The organism is Caulobacter sp. UNC358MFTsu5.1 (assembly GCF_000712075.1).
In the GTDB taxonomy this organism is placed as follows: Bacteria; Pseudomonadota; Alphaproteobacteria; order Caulobacterales; family Caulobacteraceae; genus Caulobacter.
The window spans coordinates 207,580-225,956 of the sequence record NZ_JONW01000008.1; the positions used below are offsets into that span (position 1 = coordinate 207,580).

At 71.5% G+C, this 18,377-nt stretch carries 15 protein-coding genes; 5 read left to right on the forward strand and 10 right to left on the reverse strand.

All coding sequences use genetic code 11. The features are described from left to right. From BR39_RS0115995 to BR39_RS0116020, 6 genes are all read right to left on the reverse strand, one after another. Complete coding sequence (locus BR39_RS0115995; RefSeq protein ID WP_081916847.1) at positions 1-1,614, reverse strand: DUF4173 domain-containing protein; 1,614 nt, start codon at positions 1,612-1,614, stop codon at positions 1-3. Positions 1,615-1,722: 108 nt separating this feature from the next. Then, on the reverse strand, positions 1,723-2,742 hold the full coding sequence (locus tag BR39_RS0116000) for a helix-turn-helix domain-containing protein (protein ID WP_029913949.1): 1,020 nt from the start codon (positions 2,740-2,742) through the stop codon (positions 1,723-1,725). 412 nt (positions 2,743-3,154) lie between these two features. Next, positions 3,155-4,543: an HlyD family type I secretion periplasmic adaptor subunit gene (locus BR39_RS0116005; RefSeq protein WP_051695780.1), complete on the reverse strand. Its 1,389-nt coding sequence runs from the start codon at positions 4,541-4,543 to the stop codon at positions 3,155-3,157. Then, entirely contained in the window at positions 4,540-6,294 is a 1,755-nt protein-coding gene (locus tag BR39_RS0116010) for a type I secretion system permease/ATPase (RefSeq protein ID WP_029913954.1), read from the reverse strand. Before BR39_RS0116010 ends, BR39_RS0116005 begins: the two co-directional genes overlap by 4 nt. Positions 6,295-6,434: 140 nt before the next feature. Beyond that, positions 6,435-7,370 carry a Gfo/Idh/MocA family protein gene (locus BR39_RS0116015; RefSeq protein WP_029913956.1) on the reverse strand — a complete coding sequence of 312 codons (936 nt, stop codon included), beginning with the start codon at positions 7,368-7,370 and terminating at the stop codon, positions 6,435-6,437. A gap of 155 nt (positions 7,371-7,525) precedes the next feature. Further along, positions 7,526-9,817: a glycoside hydrolase family 3 N-terminal domain-containing protein gene (locus BR39_RS0116020; RefSeq protein WP_369795648.1), complete on the reverse strand. Its 2,292-nt coding sequence runs from the start codon at positions 9,815-9,817 to the stop codon at positions 7,526-7,528. Positions 9,818-9,929: 112 nt separating this feature from the next. On the opposite strand from BR39_RS0116020, the gene BR39_RS0116025 reads away from it, so the two are divergent. Next, positions 9,930-10,163: a hypothetical protein gene (locus tag BR39_RS0116025; protein WP_029913960.1), complete on the forward strand. Its 234-nt coding sequence runs from the start codon at positions 9,930-9,932 to the stop codon at positions 10,161-10,163. 147 nt (positions 10,164-10,310) lie between these two features. On the opposite strand, the gene BR39_RS0116030 is transcribed toward BR39_RS0116025, so the two are convergent. From BR39_RS0116030 to BR39_RS27375, 4 genes are all read right to left on the reverse strand, one after another. Continuing rightward, complete coding sequence (locus BR39_RS0116030; RefSeq protein WP_029913962.1) at positions 10,311-11,204, reverse strand: oxygenase MpaB family protein; 894 nt, start codon at positions 11,202-11,204, stop codon at positions 10,311-10,313. A gap of 176 nt (positions 11,205-11,380) precedes the next feature. Next, positions 11,381-12,976, reverse strand: a complete 1,596-nt coding sequence (locus BR39_RS0116035) for a fatty acid--CoA ligase (protein ID WP_029913964.1) — start codon at positions 12,974-12,976, stop codon at positions 11,381-11,383. Positions 12,977-13,113: 137 nt separating this feature from the next. Further along, positions 13,114-13,557, reverse strand: a complete 444-nt coding sequence (locus tag BR39_RS0116040; protein WP_029913966.1) for a hypothetical protein — start codon at positions 13,555-13,557, stop codon at positions 13,114-13,116. 212 nt (positions 13,558-13,769) lie between these two features. Then, positions 13,770-14,069: a hypothetical protein gene (locus tag BR39_RS27375; protein WP_029913968.1), complete on the reverse strand. Its 300-nt coding sequence runs from the start codon at positions 14,067-14,069 to the stop codon at positions 13,770-13,772. Positions 14,070-14,323: 254 nt separating this feature from the next. Between BR39_RS27375 and BR39_RS0116050 the strand changes: the two genes are divergently transcribed. From BR39_RS0116050 to rutD, 4 genes are all read left to right on the forward strand, one after another. Then, a complete protein-coding gene (locus tag BR39_RS0116050) occupies positions 14,324-15,976 on the forward strand; it encodes a sensor histidine kinase (protein WP_081916866.1) in 1,653 nt (550 codons plus the stop codon). A gap of 317 nt (positions 15,977-16,293) precedes the next feature. Then, entirely contained in the window at positions 16,294-16,989 is a 696-nt protein-coding gene (gene rutB, locus BR39_RS0116055) for a pyrimidine utilization protein B (protein ID WP_029913972.1), read from the forward strand. Positions 16,990-17,140: 151 nt separating this feature from the next. Further along, positions 17,141-17,530, forward strand: coding sequence for a pyrimidine utilization protein C (gene rutC, locus BR39_RS0116060; protein ID WP_029913974.1), 390 nt, complete (start codon positions 17,141-17,143; stop codon positions 17,528-17,530). 28 nt (positions 17,531-17,558) lie between these two features. Then, entirely contained in the window at positions 17,559-18,377 is an 819-nt protein-coding gene (gene rutD, locus BR39_RS0116065) for a pyrimidine utilization protein D (protein WP_029913976.1), read from the forward strand.

Below are 18,377 nucleotides of genomic sequence, written 5' to 3' on the forward strand. Positions count from 1 at the left end.
TCAGTGCTCCGGGCTTGGGGTCAACGGGGGCGAGACGACCGGCGGCGAAACCGGGGGCGGGTCATAGGCGACCGGCGGCGGTCCGGGATCGACGGCGGACATCCCCAGGGGTCGGCCGCCGCAGTCCCGGCCGTCCGGGGCCGGCGCGCTGCGCGCCACGGGACGGCCGGCCTGCAGCGCCCTGATCCGGGCCAGGCGGAGCGCGGCGCGCGGACTCCAGCTGCGCCAGTCCCCTTGCTGGGTCCACAGGTCGTCGACCGCCTCCTCGCGCAACGCCGCGACATGGTCGGCCGGCAGGTCCGGCGCAGCGGCCTGCTCCAGCCGGACCAGCGACACGGCCGCCGAGCCGTCCAGGGCGTCGAGATAGCAGAGGTCCAGGCGCGGCCCCGCCCCGCCGACCTCGCGGGCGTGGCGGACGTTCCAGGCGGCGGCCACGGCGCCCAGGTCGACCACGCAGCCGGCGGTCAGCACCACCAGGGCCGCGGCCGCGTTGGCGTTGATCAGCCAGGCCCCGCTCTTGCCGCGCAGCATCCGCCAGCAGATCAGCACCAGGCCGAGGCCAACCAGGCCCATCCAGACCAGGGCGGCGATCCGCAGGCGGGTCAGGGAATAGGCCTGCACATAGTCCAACGTCCGCAGGATGCTGGAGGCGACCAGGAACAGGTTCTGGGCCACCCAGGCCACCACCAGCCCGCGGATCATGGGGACCTTGGCGGTCGGCATGCGCGGGTCCAGGGCCACCAGCACGAACAGGCCCGCCAGCAGGGCCGTGGCGATCAGCGGATAGGCGCCGCGATGGGCGTACTCCGCCAGGGTCAGGCCGGCCGGCGGTCCGGCCCCGCCCCACAGAATCACGGCGTCCAGGCCGTTCTGCAGGGCGAACAGGGCGTTGAAGACGATCAGCGACAGGGTGACCGAGGCGACGGAGACGCCGGCGATGGCGGCGACCGGCCGGGCCTTCCCCGTCGGCAGGACGCGGCGGCGGCGCGGCCGCAGCACGCTCCAGGCCAGGGTCAGGACCATCAGCCAGAAGACCCCCCGCCAGAACAGGTCGCCGCTGACGGTCGGGAACCTCAGGCCCGACAGGGCGTCGGCGATCACCGGATTGGCCAGGGCGAACAGGGTCAGGAAGACCGCGCCGCCGACCAGCGGCAGGGCCAGCAGCGGCGCCAGGCCGCGCAACGTCCAGCGCGGCGCCGTCCGTCGGAGGCGCCGTGTCCGGGCCAGGTCCAGCCAGGGGCCCAAGAGGCCGACGGCGGCTTGGGCGGCGAGGCGCTGGCTCCAGCGCCAGGCGTCGTCGAAGCGGTGGGCGCGGGGCAGCAGCACCGCCAGGCCCAGCGCCGCCCAGAACAGCAGCCAGGCCAGGGGGCCGGGCGCCCAGCCCAGCACCAGGGCCAGGACGACCGCGGCGGCCAGGGCCCAGACGGCCTTGGCGTCATGGCGGGCGGCCGGCTTCAGGGCGACGGCGGCCAGCACCAGCAGCAGGGCGAAGGCCCCAAGGGTCGCGCCGAACGCATGGCCCCAGAACAGCAGGTCGGCGACCGCGACCAGGGCCAGGGCGGCGCCGGCCTTGGACGCGAAGGACAGGTCGCGGGGCGGACGGGAAAGCGGCATGGGGGGCTCCGGCTTCGGGAGCCCGCTGAGTGCCCGGGTCGGGTGGAGAGCCAACCGGCGGCGCGACGCGTTTCGCGTGCAGTTTCCGTGCAGCCGCCGCCCTAGCGCTTAAGTCCCCCGCGCCGTGTCGGTCCACTTGGAGAACGGCGTGTCCGGCTCGTCCCCCAGGGCCGGCTGCAGCGAGCGCAGATCGCTGGGGCGGATGTTGAACGCCTTGCGGAAGCTGCGGCTGAAGTGCGCCTCGCTGGAGAACCCGCACTGGAAGGCGATCTCGCTGATCCGCCGGGCCCGCTTGGGGTCCAGCAGGGCGGCGCGGGCCAGGTGCAGGCGGCGGTCCCAGATATAGGCCGTCACCCCGCCCAGGGGCTCGAACAGGCGATAGAGGGTGGAGCGCGACACGCCCAGGGCCTCGCTGATCTTGGCCGGGTTCAGGCCGGGCTCCAGCAGGTTGTGCTCGACATAGGCGCGGGCCCGCATCAGCACCGGCGACTCGCGCACGCCGAAGTCGGCCCGCCGGGCCTCCATCGCCAGGCAGGCGCCCAGCAGCTCGGTGGTGGCGCGGGTGATCCCGGGCAGGGTCTCGGGCACCAGCTGGGGGAACCAGCGGGTCACGGCCGTCAGGTGCTCGATCAGCAGGCCGGCGCGATTGCCGTCCAGCACCATGCCGTGCAGCGCCACGCCGGGCGCCACCGCGTCGACGGCTTCGCGCGGCAGGAAGGTGGTCAGCACCTTGACCGCCGTCGAGTGCATCAGCATCGGCCGCGACAGATCGCAGATCCCCACCTCGCCCGGGCCGAACGAGAACGGCACGCCGTCGAAGTCGCCCGTGTGCGACCCGGCGATGTTGAACTGGACGATGTAGTGGTCCAACCCGTCGGCGGCGACCATCTCCGGCGTGCGGAACATGGTCTGTCCGCCGGTCTCGGTCACGTAGAAGGCGTGGGGCCCCAGACGCAGCGAGGTGATGTTGGCCGTGAACCCCGGTTCGGGATCGCGCGCGTCCAGCGCGACCAGCACCTCACGTCGATAATAATCGTGTCGCTCCTCGGGCGGAACGCTCCGGGTGCTGAAGTTCGTCCGCCCGAGCTCGAAAACGGTCTCGCCGGGCGGGTTGAAAGGTTCACTCATAAGGCCTCCCCCAAGGCACATTTACGCGTTTACTCTGTTCGCCCAATGCGGGAGTTCGTCGCACCACGCGAGGGCGGCCTTTTCCTTTGAGACAAGGGATCAAGAAAATGGGACCGGCATGTAATGGTTACGCCGCGCAAAGCCTTACTGGTGTCGGTCCCGCGGGACGAACACTGCTCGGTGATCAGTATCGTCCCGGACCATATTCACCGATGCTTTGACGCGACGTCATCGGCTCGGAGAACGGCGTACCGCCAGGCCTGGGGGGGCCCTCGCGACCAGCGCCGCCCACGTCCCGAGGGGGACCCACAAACTGAAGGCGGGCCTTGGGGGAGGCCCGCCTTTTATTTTCCCGATGACAGCGCTGGCGGTTCGACCGCCCTCTCTCATGGAGAGAGGGAGGGGTTCCCTCCTAGTGCTCCCGGCCCATCCGCCAGAAGGTCTGGAACATCGGCTCGACCAGATAGGCCAGGGCCGAGCGCTTGCGCAGCGGGATCAGCACCTCGACCGGCAGGCCGGCCTGCAGGCCCGACTGGGCGCCGCGGATCTTGCGGATCTTCTCCAGCTCTTCGGGCGGGGCGGCGACCTCGGCGCGGAAGTACTGCACCCCGGTCTTCTCGTCGGTGAAGCTGTCGGCCGACAGCTCGGTCAGGGTGCCGTTCAGCAGCGGCAGGTCGCGCTCGTGCAGCGAGGTGAAGCGGATCTGGGTCTTCTGGCCGGGCTTGAGGTCGTCGGCGTCGTTGGGCGAGACCTTGGCCTGGATCACCAGGCGGCGGTCCTGGGGCACGATCTCCATCAGGGTCTGGCCGGGCGCCACCACCCCGCCGACGGTGAAGACGTTCAGCCCCACCACCTTGCCGCCCGACGGCGCGCGGACCGTGGCCCGCGACAGCTGCTCGCGCGCGGCCAGCAGCTTGGGCTGCAGGTCGTCCAGGCGCACCTGTACGTCGCGCAGCTGGCCCGAGACCTCCTCCATCATCTGGCGCTCCAGCGACAGGGTCTGCAGGCGGGTCTCGCCGATCTGCTCGGCCGAGCGGGCGATCTGGGCGCGGTAGGCGCCGTCCTCGCCGGTCAGGGAGGCGGCGCTGCGCTGCAGGGCCAGGACCCGGGTCTTGGGCGCATAGCCCTTGGCGGCCAGTTCCTGGACCCCGTCCAGCTCCTCCTCGATCAGCTTCTGCTGCTCGCGGTTGGCGTCCAGCTGGCGCTCGGCCCCGCTGGACTGCTGGCTCAGCTGCAGGATGCGCTGGTTCAGCACGCCGCGCTGGGTCTGCAGCGAGCTGCGGCGGGCCTGGAACTGCTGGCGCTGCAGGCGCAGGGCCTCGTCGGCCAGCGGCTGGTCCTCGGGCGTCAGCTTGGCGAACTCCGGCGGCGCGGCGAAGCCGGCTTGGCGGTCGCGCTCGGCGATCAGGCGCGCGCGCTGGGCCAGCAGGGTCAGGACCTCGCCGGTCATGCCGCGCTCGCTGGCCCGCAGCTCGGACGCCGACAGCTCGACCAGGATCTGGCCCTTGACCACGCTCTGGCCCTCGACGACCCGGATACCGGTGACCACCCCGCCCTCGCGGTTCTGGACCGACTGGCGGTTGCCGGCCACGGCGATCACGCCGTGTGCATAGGCGCCGGCGTCCAGCGGGGCCAGGGCCGCCCAGCCCAGGAAGCCGACGAAGAACAGGCCCGCCACCCCCGCGCCGATGCGGATCATCCGGGTGGGATCGTCCGACAGGCGCGGCGGCACCTTGGCGGGGGTCTCCTCCGCGGCCGGTTCCGGGGTCTGTTCGGGGCCGTCGAGATTGAGGGCGATCATGGCTTGGCGGCCTGCAGGGCGGTGGAAGCGGATTTGGCGGCGCCGGCCTTGGCGGCCTCGGCCATCTTGGCGACGACGTCGGCGCGGGGGCCCAGCAGCTCCATCTGGCCGTCGCGCAGCACCAGCAGGCGGTCGGCGATGTTGAGGATGCCCGTGCGGTGGGCGACGATCAGGATCGTCGCGCCCCGCGCCTTGGCGGCCAGGATGGCGTTGTTCAGCGCCAGCTCGCCGTCGGCGTCGAGGGCCGAGTTGGGCTCGTCCAGGATCAGCAGGGGCGGGTCGCCGTACAGGGCCCGAGCCAGGGCCACGCGCTGGGCCTGGCCGGCCGACAGCCCGCGGCCGCCCGCCCCCAGGTGGGTGTCGTAGCCCTTGGGCAGGCGCAGGATCAGCTCATGCACCCCGGCCGCCTGGGCCGCGGCCACCACGTTGGCGTCGACGATGGCGGGGTCACCGCCGGCCCAGATGGCGAAGCGCGAGATGTTGTCCTTGATCGAGCCGGCGAGCAGGGCCGAGTCCTGCGGCACGTAGCCGATATAGCGGCCCAGCTTGTCGCCGTCCCAGTCGGCCAGGTTGGCGCCGTCCAGGCGCACCGTGCCGGCGTCGGGGGTGATCGCGCCGGCGGCCACCCGCGCCAGGGTCGTCTTGCCCGCGCCGCTGGGACCGATCACGCCCAGGATCTCGCCGGGCGTCAGCTTCAGGGCGACGCCGCGCAGCAGCACCGGGCCCTCGCCGGGCGCGCGCACGGCCACCTGCTCCAGCGACAGCGCCCCGGTCGGGGCCGGCAGCTGGGTGCCCGACACCTCCAGCCCCTGGGTGGGCGGGAACAGCTTGATCAGGTTGTTCAGCGCGCCGCGCGCCTGGCCGACCAGTCCCCACGACCCGACCAGCTGCTCGATCGGCTGCAGGGCGCGGCTCATCAGCACCGAGGCGGCGATGATCGCGCCGGCCGAGATCTGCTTGTCCACCGCCAGCCAGGCCCCCAGGCCCAGGGCGGCCGACTGCAGGAACATGCGGGTGAACTTGGTGGCCGCCGAATAGCCGCCGCCGGTGAACTGGGCCTTGGCCGACAGGTCCAGGCCGGTGCGGCGGTCGGCCAGCTGGCGCTCGCGCAGGGCGCCGCGCATGCCCAGGGCGCGCACCACCTCGCCGTTGGCGGCGGCGGCCTCCTGCGAGGCGTAGGCCTGGGCCTGGGCCATGAAGGCCTCGCGCGCCCGGGTGCGGGTGGCCCGCTCGTTCAGCACCGCCAGCACCACCAGCAGGGCGCCGCCGGCCACGGTCATGGCGCCCAGCGCCGGGTGGATCATGAAGGCGACCAGCACGTAGATCGGCGTCCACGGGATATCCATGATCGCGGTGGCCACCGGACCGGACATGGCCTGGCGCACCAGGTCGAACTCGCGCATGCCCTGGGCCGACGAGCCGGGCGCCATGGCGCTCATCAGCTTCTGCAGGATGCCCCCGGCCAGCAGCCGGTCCAGCCGCAGGCCGGCCAGGGTCAGCAGGCGCGCGCGCACCGACTCCAGCGCCGTCTGGGTGGCCAGGGCGAAGGCCACGACCAGGGTCAGGTACAGCAGGGTCAGCCGGCCCTCGGTGGGCACGACCCGGTCGTAGACCTGCATCATGTAGATGGTCGGCGCCAGCAACAGGATGTTGATGAGCGCGCTGAAGACGGCGGCGGCCACGAGATGCGGGCGGCAGGCCCGGAGCGCGGCGACGAGCGGCGGCGGCAGCGGTGCGTCCAGGACCTTCACGCGTCTCTCCCCGGACGCGTCCCCTCCCCGTCAGCCACAGTCGCCGTACGCAGGTCTCACGCCCCTGGGTGGTACCTAACGTCGCGGCTCGCCTTTATGCAAGAACGTCGTGACGCCAAACTGTGGAGCTCCTCGGCCCGCTACTCCACGAAGGCGGGCGCGGCGACCCGCCGGCCCAGCAGGAAGGCGTCGGCCACATGGCGCAGCGGCGTGACGTCGACGTCGGACGCACCGGCCGCGATCAGTTCGGCGAACCGGGCGTACAGGCCCGGATACTCGGCCTCGGGCGCCTCGTGGACCAGGGCGCCGTCGATCCACAACCTGGCCCCGCCGTGCGACAAGCGTAAGAGCCCGGCGTCGGTGTCGATCTCGATGTCCCAGCTCTGCGGACCGGTCTGCAGGAAGTCGAACTCGGCGCGGACGGGCGTGCCGACGGTGTCGACGAAGTCCAGCTCGGCCTGGATCGGCGACTGGCGGTTCTCGGGCACGTGCAGGACGGCCGAGGTGAGGAAGAACGGGCGCGGCAGGACGGCGGTGGCGATCGACAGGGCGTTGATCCCGGGGTCGAACACGCCCAGGCCGCCCGGCTCCCAGATCCAGTCCTGGCCCGGATGCCAGACGCGGACGTCCTCGCGCCAGTTGATCCGCGCCGCCGTGATCGTCTTGCCGGCCAGCCAGTCGCGGGCGGGCTGCACGGCCGGGGCGTAGCGCGAATGCCAGGTGGCCTGCAGGGTGACGCCGTGGGCCTCGGCCACCTGGCGCAGGTCCTCGACCTCGCTCAGCGTCGCGCCGGGCGGCTTTTCCAGCATCACGTGCTTGCCGGCCTCCAGCGCCTGGCGGGCGAGGCCGTGGCGCACCTGGGGCGGGGTGCACAGGGCGACCGCGTCGAAGGCGACGCCGCTGGCTTGGAGCTCGTCGAACGTATGGAAGCTGGGCAGGCCCGGCTGCTCGGCGTGGCGGCTGACGATGGCGACCAGCTCGAAATCCGGGTTCCCGGCCATGGCCGGCAGGTGCTGGTCGCGGGCGATCTTGCCCAGGCCGATCAGGGCCACGCGGATGGGGGTGGCGGTGGGCATGGGCACGCGTTTCCGACTCTGGAGTTCTTATTTGTAGGATAAATGATCGGTCGAGCTTGGGATGTCAACGACCGGGGACATGCCCTTGCGGCGTGTCCCCACCAGCATCCACGAGCCAGGTCCTGGGGACACGCCGCGAGGGCATGTCCCCGGCCTCACGCCCCCAGCAGCTCGAAGCTCGCCGCCAGCCCGTCCACCGCGCTGTTGGCCACCCACAGGTCGAACATCCCCGGCTCGGCGATCCAGCGGTCGTTGTCGCCGACGAACATCAGCGAGCCGCGCTCCAGGCTGAAGCGCACCTCGCGCTTCTCGCCGGGCTTGAGGGCCACCCGCAGGAAGCGCTTGAGCTCGCGGATGGGCCGGGTGCGGCTGGCCACCCGGTCGCGGACATAGAGCTGGACCACGTGCTCGCCGGCGACCTTGCCGGTGTTGGTCACCGTGGCCGTGACGAACAGCTTGTCGTTCCAGGCCAGGCGGGTGGTCGACAGCTTGACGTCGCTGAGCGCGAAGCTGGTGTACGACAGCCCGTGGCCGAACGGGTACAGCGCCTCGTTGCGCGTCGTGCGCCAGCGGGCCTTGTATTCCTGGCTGTCGTCGGCCTGGGGCGCGGGGCGGCCGGTGGTGCGGTGGTTGTAGGCGAACGGCTCCTGGCCGCTCTCGTGCGGGAAGCTGACCGGCAGGCGGGCCGACGGATTGACCCTGCCGAACAGCACGTCGGCCACGGCGTGGCCGGTCTCGGTGCCCAGGAACCAGGTGGCCAGCGCGGCCGGCGCGGCCTTGACCGCCCCCTCCAGCACCAGGGCCCGGCCGTGGCGCAGCAGCACCACCGTCGGCTTGCCCACCGCCCCGACCAGCTCGGCCAGCTGCTGCTGCACGCGCGGCAGGCCGATCTCGGTGCGCGACTGGGCCTCGCCCGACATGTTCTGGCTCTCGCCCACCGCCAGCAGCACCACGTCGGCGGCCTTGGCGGCGGCGACGGCCTTGTCGAAGCCGCCGGGGATGGTGTTCTCGACGTCGCAGCCCTGGGCGACGATCAGCTGCGACGGGTCGGCCATCGCCTCGCGGATCCCGGTGGCCAGGTCGACGCCCAGGTTGGGATCGCCGAAGAAGGCCCAGGGCCCCAGGATGTTGGCGCGGTCCTCGGCGAACGGGCCGATCAGGGCCAGCTTCTTGCCCTTGGCCGGCAGGGGCAGCAGGGCGTTGTCGTTCCTCAGCAGCACGATCGACCGCGCGCCGGCTTCGCGCGACAGCGCCCGCATGGCCGGGGTGGCGGTGTTCTCGGCCTGGGCCTTGGCGTCGATCGAGCGGAACGGCCGGTCGAACAGGCCCAGCGTCTCCTTCAGGTTCAGCACCCGGCGCACGGCGTTGTCGACCGTGGCCATCGGCACCCGCCCCTGGGCGACCAGCTCGGGCAGGTAGCGGCTGTAGAGCCCGCTCTGCATGCTGATGTCGACGCCCGCCAGGATGGCCAGCCGCGCGGCGTCCTTGTCGTCGGCGGCGTAGCCGTGGGCCACCAGTTCCTGGTCGGCGGTGTAGTCGGAGATGACCACGCCCTTGAAGTTCCACTCGCCGCGCAGGATGTCGGTCAGCAGGTGCTTGTTGGCCGTCGAGGGCACGCCGTTGATGTCGTTGAACGCCGACATCACCGCCAGGCAGCCGGCGTCGAAGGCGGCCTTGAACGGCGGCAGGTGCACCTCGCGCAGGGTCTCCTCGGAAAGGTCGACGGTGTTGTAGTCCAGCCCCGCAGCCACCGCGCCGTAGGCGGCGAAGTGCTTGGCGGTCGAGAGCAGGCTGTCGGGCGCTGTCAGGTCACGGCCCTGGAAGCCGCGCACCCGGGCCTGGGCCATCACCTCGCCCAGGAACACGTCCTCGCCCGAGCCTTCCGCGCCCCGGCCCCAGCGCTGGTCGCGGGCCACGTCGACCATCGGGGCGAAGGTCCAGTGGTTGGCGTAGGACGAGGCCTCGATCGCCGCCGCCCGCGCCGTGCGCTCGGCCAGGGCGGGGTCGAAGCTGGCCGACTCGCCCAGGGGGATCGGATAGACGGTCTTGAAGCCGTGGATCACGTCGGCGGCGAACAGCACCGGGATGCGCAGGCGCGAATGCTCGACGGCGGCCGTCTGGGCCAGCAGCGCCCCCTCGACCCCGACGCCGTTCATCAGGGTGCCGATCCGCCCGGCGCGCAGGTCGGCCAGGATCTGCTGGGTGTTGCGCTGGTTGACCAGCGGATTGATGTCGCCGACGGGCGGCCGGATCATGTCGGAATAGCACGACAGCTGGCCGGCCTTCTCCTCCAGGGTCATCTGGGCGATCAGGGCCTCGACCCGGGGCGAGGCGGCGCGGGCCGCGCCCGCCCCGGCCAGGGCGAATCCCGCCAGTCCCGTCGCGCCGGCCAGGACCGCTCTCCGATCCACGCCCTGCCGCCCAGGACCCACTCGCCCGCCGCCCATCGCCATGAAGACTCCCCAACTGAACTATCCGCAAACTCGCCAGAAACGCCGCACGGTGCAATGGTGCGTTACCTGAGGAGCGAACCAACGCCTTCAACCTCGGAGAAGCTGCATGACCACCCGCTGGCGCATCGATGTCCGTCTCGGCGACGCTCCGCCGGAAGCCCCTCTGCGCAGCGTCGTGGTCGAGGCCCCGACCGAGGTCGAGGCCCTGCGCATCGTCCTGGCCCAGGCCGAGCAGGACAAGGCCGACGCCGAGGAACTGCTGCAGGACGGGCAGGAGGAGGTGTTCTCGCGGACCGAGGTGCGCGAGGGGCATGTGGAGCATCAGGGGAATACGGATTGAGGTTAGCGTGGGATCACACCCACTTGCCCCCACCTGACGGCTACGCCGTCTGTCCGCCCCCGTAGGGGGCGGAGCCTCGCGCCCTAGGCTCTTCCCCCTACGGGGGAAGACGACCGCGAAGCGGTCCGTAGGGGGCAAGTGTTCGCCTCACCGCCGATACAGATAGTCGCTCCGCAGCCCCATCCGCTGGCAAGCCTCCACCGCCGGCGTGCCCTTCACGGGTATCCGATCCGCCGCGGCGCCGGCCAACCGCACCAGCCGGCCCTCTACCGGCCCCAGGTCCCACTCGGGCCCCAGCCCGACCACCGCCCGCACCTCCGCCGGCGTGATCGCCACGGCCGCCCGGATCAGCGCCCCCTGCAGGCCGCCCAGCGGTCCCGGCAGGATCGCCGTCTTGCGCATCAGGTCCAGGAACTCGAAGACGATCTCGTGCCGCTCCAGCTTGGGCAGCATCGCCGCCAGCTGGGCCTCCCATTCCGCCACCGAGGCCGGCGCCCCGACCGCGCCGTAGAGGGCCGCCGCCGGGGCGGCCTCGGTGTAAAAGCGGTCGCGGTCGGCCGCGCTCAGCGGGCGGGCATAGGCGTGATAGGCCTCCATGAAGCCGAAGCTGGCCGTGGCCTGCACCCAGTCCAGCAGCTCGACGTCGTTGGCGCGGTAGGCCGCCCCAGCCGGGGTGTCGCCCGTAACCCTGTCGTGCATGCGCCGCACGCCGGCGATCATCTTCTCGGCCGTCGAGCGCGCGCCGTAGACCGTGACCATGGCCGCCAGGCCCGTGCGCTTCAGGCGCGGCAGCGGATCGCGGCGGAAGCTGGAATGCTCCCACACCCCGGTGCGCACTCTCGGCTCGGCCAGCTCCAGGATCACCGCCGTCACCCCGCCGACGAACAGCGAGACCGGGTTCTTGAACACCCGCCACGACACCGAGTCCGGCGCGGCCAGGGCGGGCTCGCCGGCAGGGCTGCGGAAATCGACGCGCGGCGCGCCTTCGGGCTGATACAGCCCCTGGACCAGCCCCGCCGTGCGACTTCCACCGTCCGCCACGTGCTCGTCTCCTTAGGGATGAAAACCAAATACCGTTGTCATCCCGGAAGCCCCGCAGGGGCTGTCCGGGACCCAGGTGACCGGGCCAGCGCGGTGCGGCCGCCCCTGGGTCCCGGACAAGCGCTGCGCGCTTTCCGGGATGACAACCGTTGGGGTGGCGGACGGGTTTCCGGCCATCAGTTCACCTGTCGTGTCTTGCCCGCCCAGTACGGGTCGCGCAGCTCGCGCCGCAGGATCTTGCCCGAGGCGTTGCGCGGCAGGGCGTCGATGAAGTCGATGGTCTTGGGCGCCTTGAAGCCGGCGATGCGGGTCTTGGCGAAGGCGATGATGTCGGCCGGGTCTTCCGGCGCGCCGGGCTTGAGGGCGACCACCGCCTTGACCGCCTCGCCCCAGGTGTCGTCGGGCACGCCGATCACCGCCACCTCGGCCACGTGCGGATGGCCGTAGACCGCGCTCTCGACCTCGGCCGGATAGATGTTCTCGCCGCCGGAGATGATCATGTCCTTCACGCGGTCGTGGATGAACAGGTAGCCGTCCTCGTCGATGTAGCCCGCGTCGCCGGTGCGCAACCAGCTATCGGAATCGATAGTGTCGGCCGTGGCCTCGGGCATCTTCCAGTAGCCGGCCATGTTGGCGGGCGAGCGCACCGCCACCTCGCCCACCTCGTTCGGACCCAGGGTGCGGCCGTCGTCGCCGATGATCTTCAGCTCGGCGCCGGGCATGGGCAGGCCGGCCGAGCGCATGCGGGCGTTGCCGGCCGGGTCGTGGTCCTGGGGCGGCAGATAGACGATCGTGCCGGTCGTCTCGGTCATGCCGTACTGCTGGACGAAGCCGCAGCCGAACACCTCGAGGCACTCGCGCAGCAGGTCCAGCGGGATGGGGGCGGCGCCGTACAGGATGTGGGTCAGGCGGCTGTAGTCGACCTGGCGGGCGCGCGGCAGGCGCACCACGATCTGCAGGGCGGCCGGCACCATGAACATCTTGGAGACCCGGTCCTTCTCGATGAAGTCCAGCACCTTGGTCGGGTCGAACTCGCGGGCGACCACGCCCTTGGCGCCGTTGACCAGCCCCACCACGCCCCAGCCGGTGCCGCCGATGTGGGCCACGGGCATGGCCACCAGGCTGACGTCCTCGGGACCCCAGCGGTTCCAGTCCATGTCGGCCTCGGCGGCCAGCCGGCGGGTGGCCAGGATGTTGGAATGGGTCAGCATCGCGCCCTTGGGCCGGCCGGTGGTGCCCGAGGTGTAGAGCTGGACGGCGACGTCGGCCGGGGTCACCGGCGCGGGAACGGAGGCCGCCGGGCAGGCGTCACGCCAGGCTTCGAAGGTGGGATGGCCGTACTCGTTGGCTTCCATGGCGACGACCACCGGCTGGTCCAGCATCAGCACGGCCACGTCGCGGACGTGGGCCAGGAGCTCGGGGCCGACGAACACCATGCGCGCCTCGGCGTCGCCCAGGATGTAGGCGATCTCGCGCGGGGCCAGGCGCCAGCCGATCGGGGCCAGCACCACCCCGGCCTTGGCCGCGCCGAACAAGAGCTCGAAATAGTGGTCGCTGTTCTTGCCGACATAGGCGATGCGGTCGCCCTTGTTCAGCCCCTCGGCCAGCAGGGCGGCGGCCACGCGGTCGGTGTGGCGGTCGAAGTCGGCGAAGGTGGTCGAGCGCCCCTCGAACTGCAGGGCGGTCGCCTCGGGGCGCACCTCGCGGTGATAGCGGGCGACGTCGCCCAGGGTCGTCATGCGGTCGAAATCGACGGCGGCGGATCCGGGCATGGTCGACAGGTCTCCTCGCGCGGTCCGAGGCGGTCTGACGCCGCCTTCGGGTTCCAGGATCGCCAGGATGGCGGACATTTCCGGCGCTCGGCTAGGAAAAAACGCGCCTTCCCTAGCGTCGGACCTGCAGGCTGGCCTCAAGCCTTCGCGCCCAGGCGGCGCGCGTTGGCGGTGGCGGTGGCGTGCACGGGGGCCAGCATCGCCGACTGCCAGGCCATGCCCAGCGACATCATCCGCCCCCAGAAGGCCATGGCGTCCAACGAGCTGTTGAGGGCGGGCGCCAGGCCCCAGGTCGGGGCCCGCCAGGCCTGGGTGAGGTAGCGATTGGACTCCGCCGCCATGGCCAGCCAGGCCGGTCCGGCGGCGTGGGCGCCGCGCGCGAAGGCCAGGGGCTTTTCCGAGACCATGCGGGTCAATTCGGCGTAGTTCCCGCGCGCCGGGTCGTTGACCGCCTGGACGATCATCGGCGTGCGGGCGTTGACCACCCGCAGCGAGGCCAGGGCCAGCTCGGCGCCGGTCGTGGCCAGGGCGAAGGCGTCGGCGGGGGCGGCCTTGCGGCGGGGTTTTCGGGTTCTGGGCATGGAGGGGGAACGCGCCGCCCTCACCTATCGCTCCACCGTCCTCCAAACATCCGTCATCCCGGGCCTCGTGCCCGGGACCCCTGGTTCAGCTCGCACGTGAAGAGCAAGCGGTTCGCCAGCGAACCGCCCCTCCCGCACCTGCGGCGGATAGAGGGGCCCCGGGCACAAGGCCCGGGATGACGAGCGGTTTAGAAGGCGCTTTCGAGCGCCGACTAGTGCGCCGCGTCCTTGGCGTCGTGGCCGGCGTCCTTGGCCTGGTCGCCGGCCTTTTCGGCCTGGTCGCCCGCAGCGGCGGCGGTGTCGCCGGCAGCCTTGGCGGTGGCCGTGTCGCCGGTCTGGGCGGCGGTGGTGCTGGCGTTGGCGGCCTGGGCGGCGGCGTCGGCGGCCTGCTGGCTGGAGGCGGCGGCCGCGTTGGCGTCGGCGGCGGCGTCGGCGGCCTTTTCAGCCTTGGGCTGGCAGGCGGCGGCGCCGAGGGCGAGGGCGGCGACGGCCGCGATGGTCACGATACGCATGCTGTGAAGTCTCCCATGAACCCCGACATCTTTGCCGTGGGCGGAGAAAAGAACCCCAAGCCCGACCGAAGGTTGCCCATGGCGACGACGGCCGCAGGGTTCGCCTTAAGCGCTTGACCCGGCGCGGCGGTCGCCTTCACTTGAGCGCGTCCCCCAAGGATGAGCCCCCGCCCTTGCAAGACCCGGTCGCCCCCGACCCCGCAACGACCCCGCCTCCGCCCGCCGCCGGCACCGTGCGCCGGCGCCTGCTGCTGATGGCCCTCAGCCTGGTCGTGCCCGCCACCCTGTTCATGGCCCTGCTGGCCCGGGCCGAGTTCGGCGAGAGCCGGGCGCGCTACGAGCGGCAGCTGATCGCCACCACCCGCGCCCTGGTGCTGGCCACCGACCGCCAGATCGGCCAGGGCCAGAGCATCCTGCAGACCCTGGCGGTCTCGCCCGACCTGATCGCCGGCGACATCCCCGCCTTCGAGCGCCAGGCCCGGGCCGCCGTGCAGGGCGGCGAGGGCTGGGTCGTGCTGCTGGACAATCAGCGCCAGCTGGTCAACACCCGCCTGCCGCCCGGGCAGGCTCCGCCGCCGTACGCCCTGCCCGACTACCGCTGGCAGACCATCCGCGCCGGCCGCACGACGGTGTCGAACCTGGTGCGGCCCGCCAAGCCCGGACAGTTCCAGCCCTTCGTGTCGATCGACATGCCGGTGATCGTGAACGGCCGGCTCTACGACCTGGCCTACCAGCAGCGGCCCGCGGCGTTCTCGTCGATCTTCGCGAGCCAGAACATCCCGCCCAGCTGGACGGCCAGCATCGTCGACGGCAACGCCATGCTGGTGTCGCGCTCGCGGGACGCCGACCGCTTCCTGGGCCGCACGGCCAGCGAGGACATGCGCAAGGCGATGGCGCGGGGCCCCGAGGGGGTGACGCTGAGCCACACCCTGGACGGCACCGCCACCCTGTCGGCCTTCAGCCGGTCGTCGACCAGCGGCTGGTCGTTCATCGTCGGCGTGCCGCGCCGCGAGCTGAGCCGGGCCAACTGGTCGTCGGTGGGCTGGCTGACCGCCGCCAGCGTGCTGCTGCTGGTCATCGGCGTGGCCGTGGCCGTGGTGGTGGCGCGCGACATCGCCGCCGCCGTGCGCGGCCTGGGCGCCGACGCCAAGGCCATGGCGGCGGGCGAGCCGATCCCCGTGGTCCCGGACCGCTATCGCGAGATCGCCGAGGTGCGCGCGGCCCTGCACGACGCCGCCGACCAGCTGCGGGCCCGCGAGGACGAGGAACAGCGCGCCCACCAGCGCCAGCAGCTGATGATCAACGAGCTGAACCACCGGGTGAAGAACACCCTGTTCACCGTGCAGTCCCTGGCCCGCCAGAGCCTGGGCCGGCCCGCCGACACGCCCGGCCTGCACGCCTTCAACGAGCGCATCATGGCCCTGGCCCGGGCCCACGACCTGCTGACCCAGAGCGTCTGGGAGGGCGCCGACCTCAAGGAGATCCTGGAGGAGACCCTCGAGCCGTATCTGGACCGCACCGTGCTGGCCGGCCCGGCGGTGGCCCTGACGCCCAACGCGGCCCTGGCCCTGTCGATGGTGTTCCACGAGTTGGGCACCAACGCGGTCAAGTACGGCGCCCTGTCGGTTCCCGAGGGCTCGGTGACGGTGGTCTGGCACGTCGATCCCGGCGCCCTGCACCGCCTGACCCTGCACTGGGAAGAGCGCGGCGGCCCGCGCGTGTCGCCGCCCGCCCGCCAGGGCTTCGGCTCGCGCCTGATCGCCGCCAGCCTGAAGTCCGACCTGGCCGGCGAGGCCCGCCTCGACTACCGCCCCAGCGGCCTGGTCTGCGTCCTGACCCTGTCCCTGCCCAGCACCGGCAAGGAAGAGGCCGACCTCCCGGCGGGCGCTCCGGCGGTCGGGAACTAGGACGGCCACCTTAGTTGTCATCACGGGCGGAGGACCGCGTAGCGGGCCGTAGACCCGGGACCCAGGTGAACCGCACCGCCTTCGCCCAGTCCCCTGGGTCCCGGACAGCCTCTACGAGGCTTCCGGGATGACAACGATTTGGGGCTTTGCGCCTTACGAGCCGGATGCGGGTTCAGCCCCCAAATTAGTAAGTCGTTTCTGAATTAGCACAGGATCCGGGCAAAACGCGCCCGGGCGCCGTTCGGCGATCATTGGTCGATTGCGCGCCGCTCCGCGATGGTCTTACCTGCGTCGCTCACCCTCGTGGAATAGAGCGCATGACCACACCCGACACCCTGATGCTGCCGGCCCGGCCCGAGCCGATCGCCCTGCCGGTCGACAAGACCGCGGTGATCGTCATCGACATGCAGAACGCCTACGCCTCGCCCGGCGGCTATCTGGACCTGGCCGGCTTCGACATCAGCGGCGCGGCGGCGGTGATCGACAAGATCAAGGGCGTGCTGGACGTGGCCCGAGGCGCGGGCATGCCGGTGATCTATTTCCAGAACGGCTGGGACAGCGACTATGTCGAGGCCGGCGGCCCGGGCTCGCCCAACTGGCACAAGTCCAACGCCCTGAAGACCATGCGCGCCCGGCCCGAGCTGCAGGGCAAGCTGCTGGCCAAGGGCGGCTGGGACTACGAGCTGGTCGACGACCTCAAGCCCGTCCCCGGCGACATCGTGCTGCACAAGACCCGCTACAGCGGCTTCTTCAACAGCCAGCTGGACAGCGTGCTGCGCTCGCGCGGCGTGCGCCACCTGGTGTTCGTGGGCATCGCCACCAATGTCTGCGTGGAGTCGACCCTGCGCGACGGCTTCTTCCTGGAATATTTCGGCACCGTGCTCGAGGACGCCACCCACCAGGCGGGACCCGAATTCGTGCAGCAGGCCGCCCTCTACAACATCGAGAAGTTCTTCGGCTGGGTCTCGACCACGGCCGACTTCAAGGGCGCGGTGGGGCAGCGGGAGGCTTAGGAACGCAACGCAAAACCGGCGTCATCCCGGAAGCCCCGCAGGGGCTGTCCGGGACCCAGGGGACTGGGCTGATGCGGTGCGGTTCACCTGGGTGCCGGACAAGCGCTGCGCGCTTTCCGGGATGACAACTGAAATTGGAAGGGAAGATAAAATGCCCAAGACCGTCATCATCCCGCCCGGCACGGGCACGCCCATCGCCCCGTTCTCGCCGGGGACCCTGGCCGACGGCGTGGTCTACGTCTCGGGCACCCTGGCGTTCGACAAGGACAACAACGTCGCCAATCCCGACGACGCCGAGGCCCAGACCCGCCAGGTGCTGGAGACCATCAAGTCGGTCATCGAGACCGCCGGCGGGACCATGGACGACGTGACCATGAACCACATCTTCCTGACCGACTGGTCCAACTACCAGACCATCAACAAGGTCTATGCCGAGTACTTCCCCGGCGACAAACCGGCCCGCTACTGCATCCAGTGCGGCCTGGTGAAGCCCGGCTTCGTGGTCGAGATCGCCTCGGTCGCCCACATCGGCAAGAAGTGATGACGCCTCCTCCCCGCGGAGTTTTTGCATGACCTCGGGCATCGTCGACGGCCTCCACTACGAACTGCATGGCGGTCCGATAGCCGGCCGGGACGTCGTGCTCCTGTCGTCGGGCCTCGGCGGTTCGGGCGCGTTCTGGGCGCCGCAGATGCAAGCCCTGACCGCGCGCTGGCCGGTGGTGCTGTACGACCACCGCGGCACGGGCCGCAGCGTGCGCGAGCTGCCCTCCGGTCCTTACAGCGTCAGCGACATGGGCGACGACATCGTCAAGGTGATGGACGCCCTGGGGCTGGAGCGCGCCCACGTGGTGGGCCACGCGGCGGGCGGCAACGCCGGCCTGGCCCTGGCCCTGGACCATCCGGGCCGCATCGACCGGCTGGTGGTGGTCAACGGCTGGTCGCGGCCCGACCCGCACATCAAGCGCTGCTTCGACACCCGCCTGGCCCTGTTGAACAACACCGGCATCGCCGCCTATGTCCACGCCCAGCCGCTGTTCCTGTATCCGGCCGACTGGCTCAGCGCCAACAACGCCCGCCTCGAGGCCGAGGAGGTGCACCACATCCACGGCTTCCCGGACCCGGACGTCATGCGCGCCCGCATCCAGGCCCTGCTGGACTTCGACATCGACGCCGACCTGGAACGCATCACGTGCCCCGTGCTGGTCAGCGCCAGCGCCGACGACATGCTGGTGCCGCTGGCCTGCTCGCGCCGCCTGGCCGAGCGCCTGCCGGCCGCCGTGCTCGACATCGCGCCCTGGGGCGGCCACGGATTCACGGTCACCGCGCCCGAGGCCTTCAATTCACGCCTGCTGAGCTTCCTCGGCGGCGACCTTCAAGAGGGGGGATAA

Bases quoted from the DNA above. Each gene is read 5' to 3' on its own strand.
- BR39_RS0115995 (WP_081916847.1), bottom strand. From the start codon at position 1,614: ATGCCGCTTTCCCGTCCGCCCCGCGACCTGTCCTTCGCGTCCAAGGCC.
- BR39_RS0116000 (WP_029913949.1), bottom strand. From the start codon at position 2,742: ATGAGTGAACCTTTCAACCCGCCCGGCGAGACCGTTTTCGAGCTCGGG.
- BR39_RS0116005 (WP_051695780.1), bottom strand. From the start codon at position 4,543: ATGATCGCCCTCAATCTCGACGGCCCCGAACAGACCCCGGAACCGGCC.
- BR39_RS0116015 (WP_029913956.1), bottom strand. From the start codon at position 7,370: ATGCCCACCGCCACCCCCATCCGCGTGGCCCTGATCGGCCTGGGCAAG.
- BR39_RS0116020 (WP_369795648.1), bottom strand. From the start codon at position 9,817: ATGGGCGGCGGGCGAGTGGGTCCTGGGCGGCAGGGCGTGGATCGGAGA.
- BR39_RS0116025 (WP_029913960.1), top strand. From the start codon at position 9,930: ATGACCACCCGCTGGCGCATCGATGTCCGTCTCGGCGACGCTCCGCCG.
- BR39_RS0116035 (WP_029913964.1), bottom strand. From the start codon at position 12,976: ATGCCCGGATCCGCCGCCGTCGATTTCGACCGCATGACGACCCTGGGC.
- BR39_RS0116040 (WP_029913966.1), bottom strand. From the start codon at position 13,557: ATGCCCAGAACCCGAAAACCCCGCCGCAAGGCCGCCCCCGCCGACGCC.
- BR39_RS27375 (WP_029913968.1), bottom strand. From the start codon at position 14,069: ATGCGTATCGTGACCATCGCGGCCGTCGCCGCCCTCGCCCTCGGCGCC.
- BR39_RS0116050 (WP_081916866.1), top strand. From the start codon at position 14,324: ATGGCCCTCAGCCTGGTCGTGCCCGCCACCCTGTTCATGGCCCTGCTG.
- rutB (WP_029913972.1), top strand. From the start codon at position 16,294: ATGACCACACCCGACACCCTGATGCTGCCGGCCCGGCCCGAGCCGATC.
- rutC (WP_029913974.1), top strand. From the start codon at position 17,141: ATGCCCAAGACCGTCATCATCCCGCCCGGCACGGGCACGCCCATCGCC.
- rutD (WP_029913976.1), top strand. From the start codon at position 17,559: ATGACCTCGGGCATCGTCGACGGCCTCCACTACGAACTGCATGGCGGT.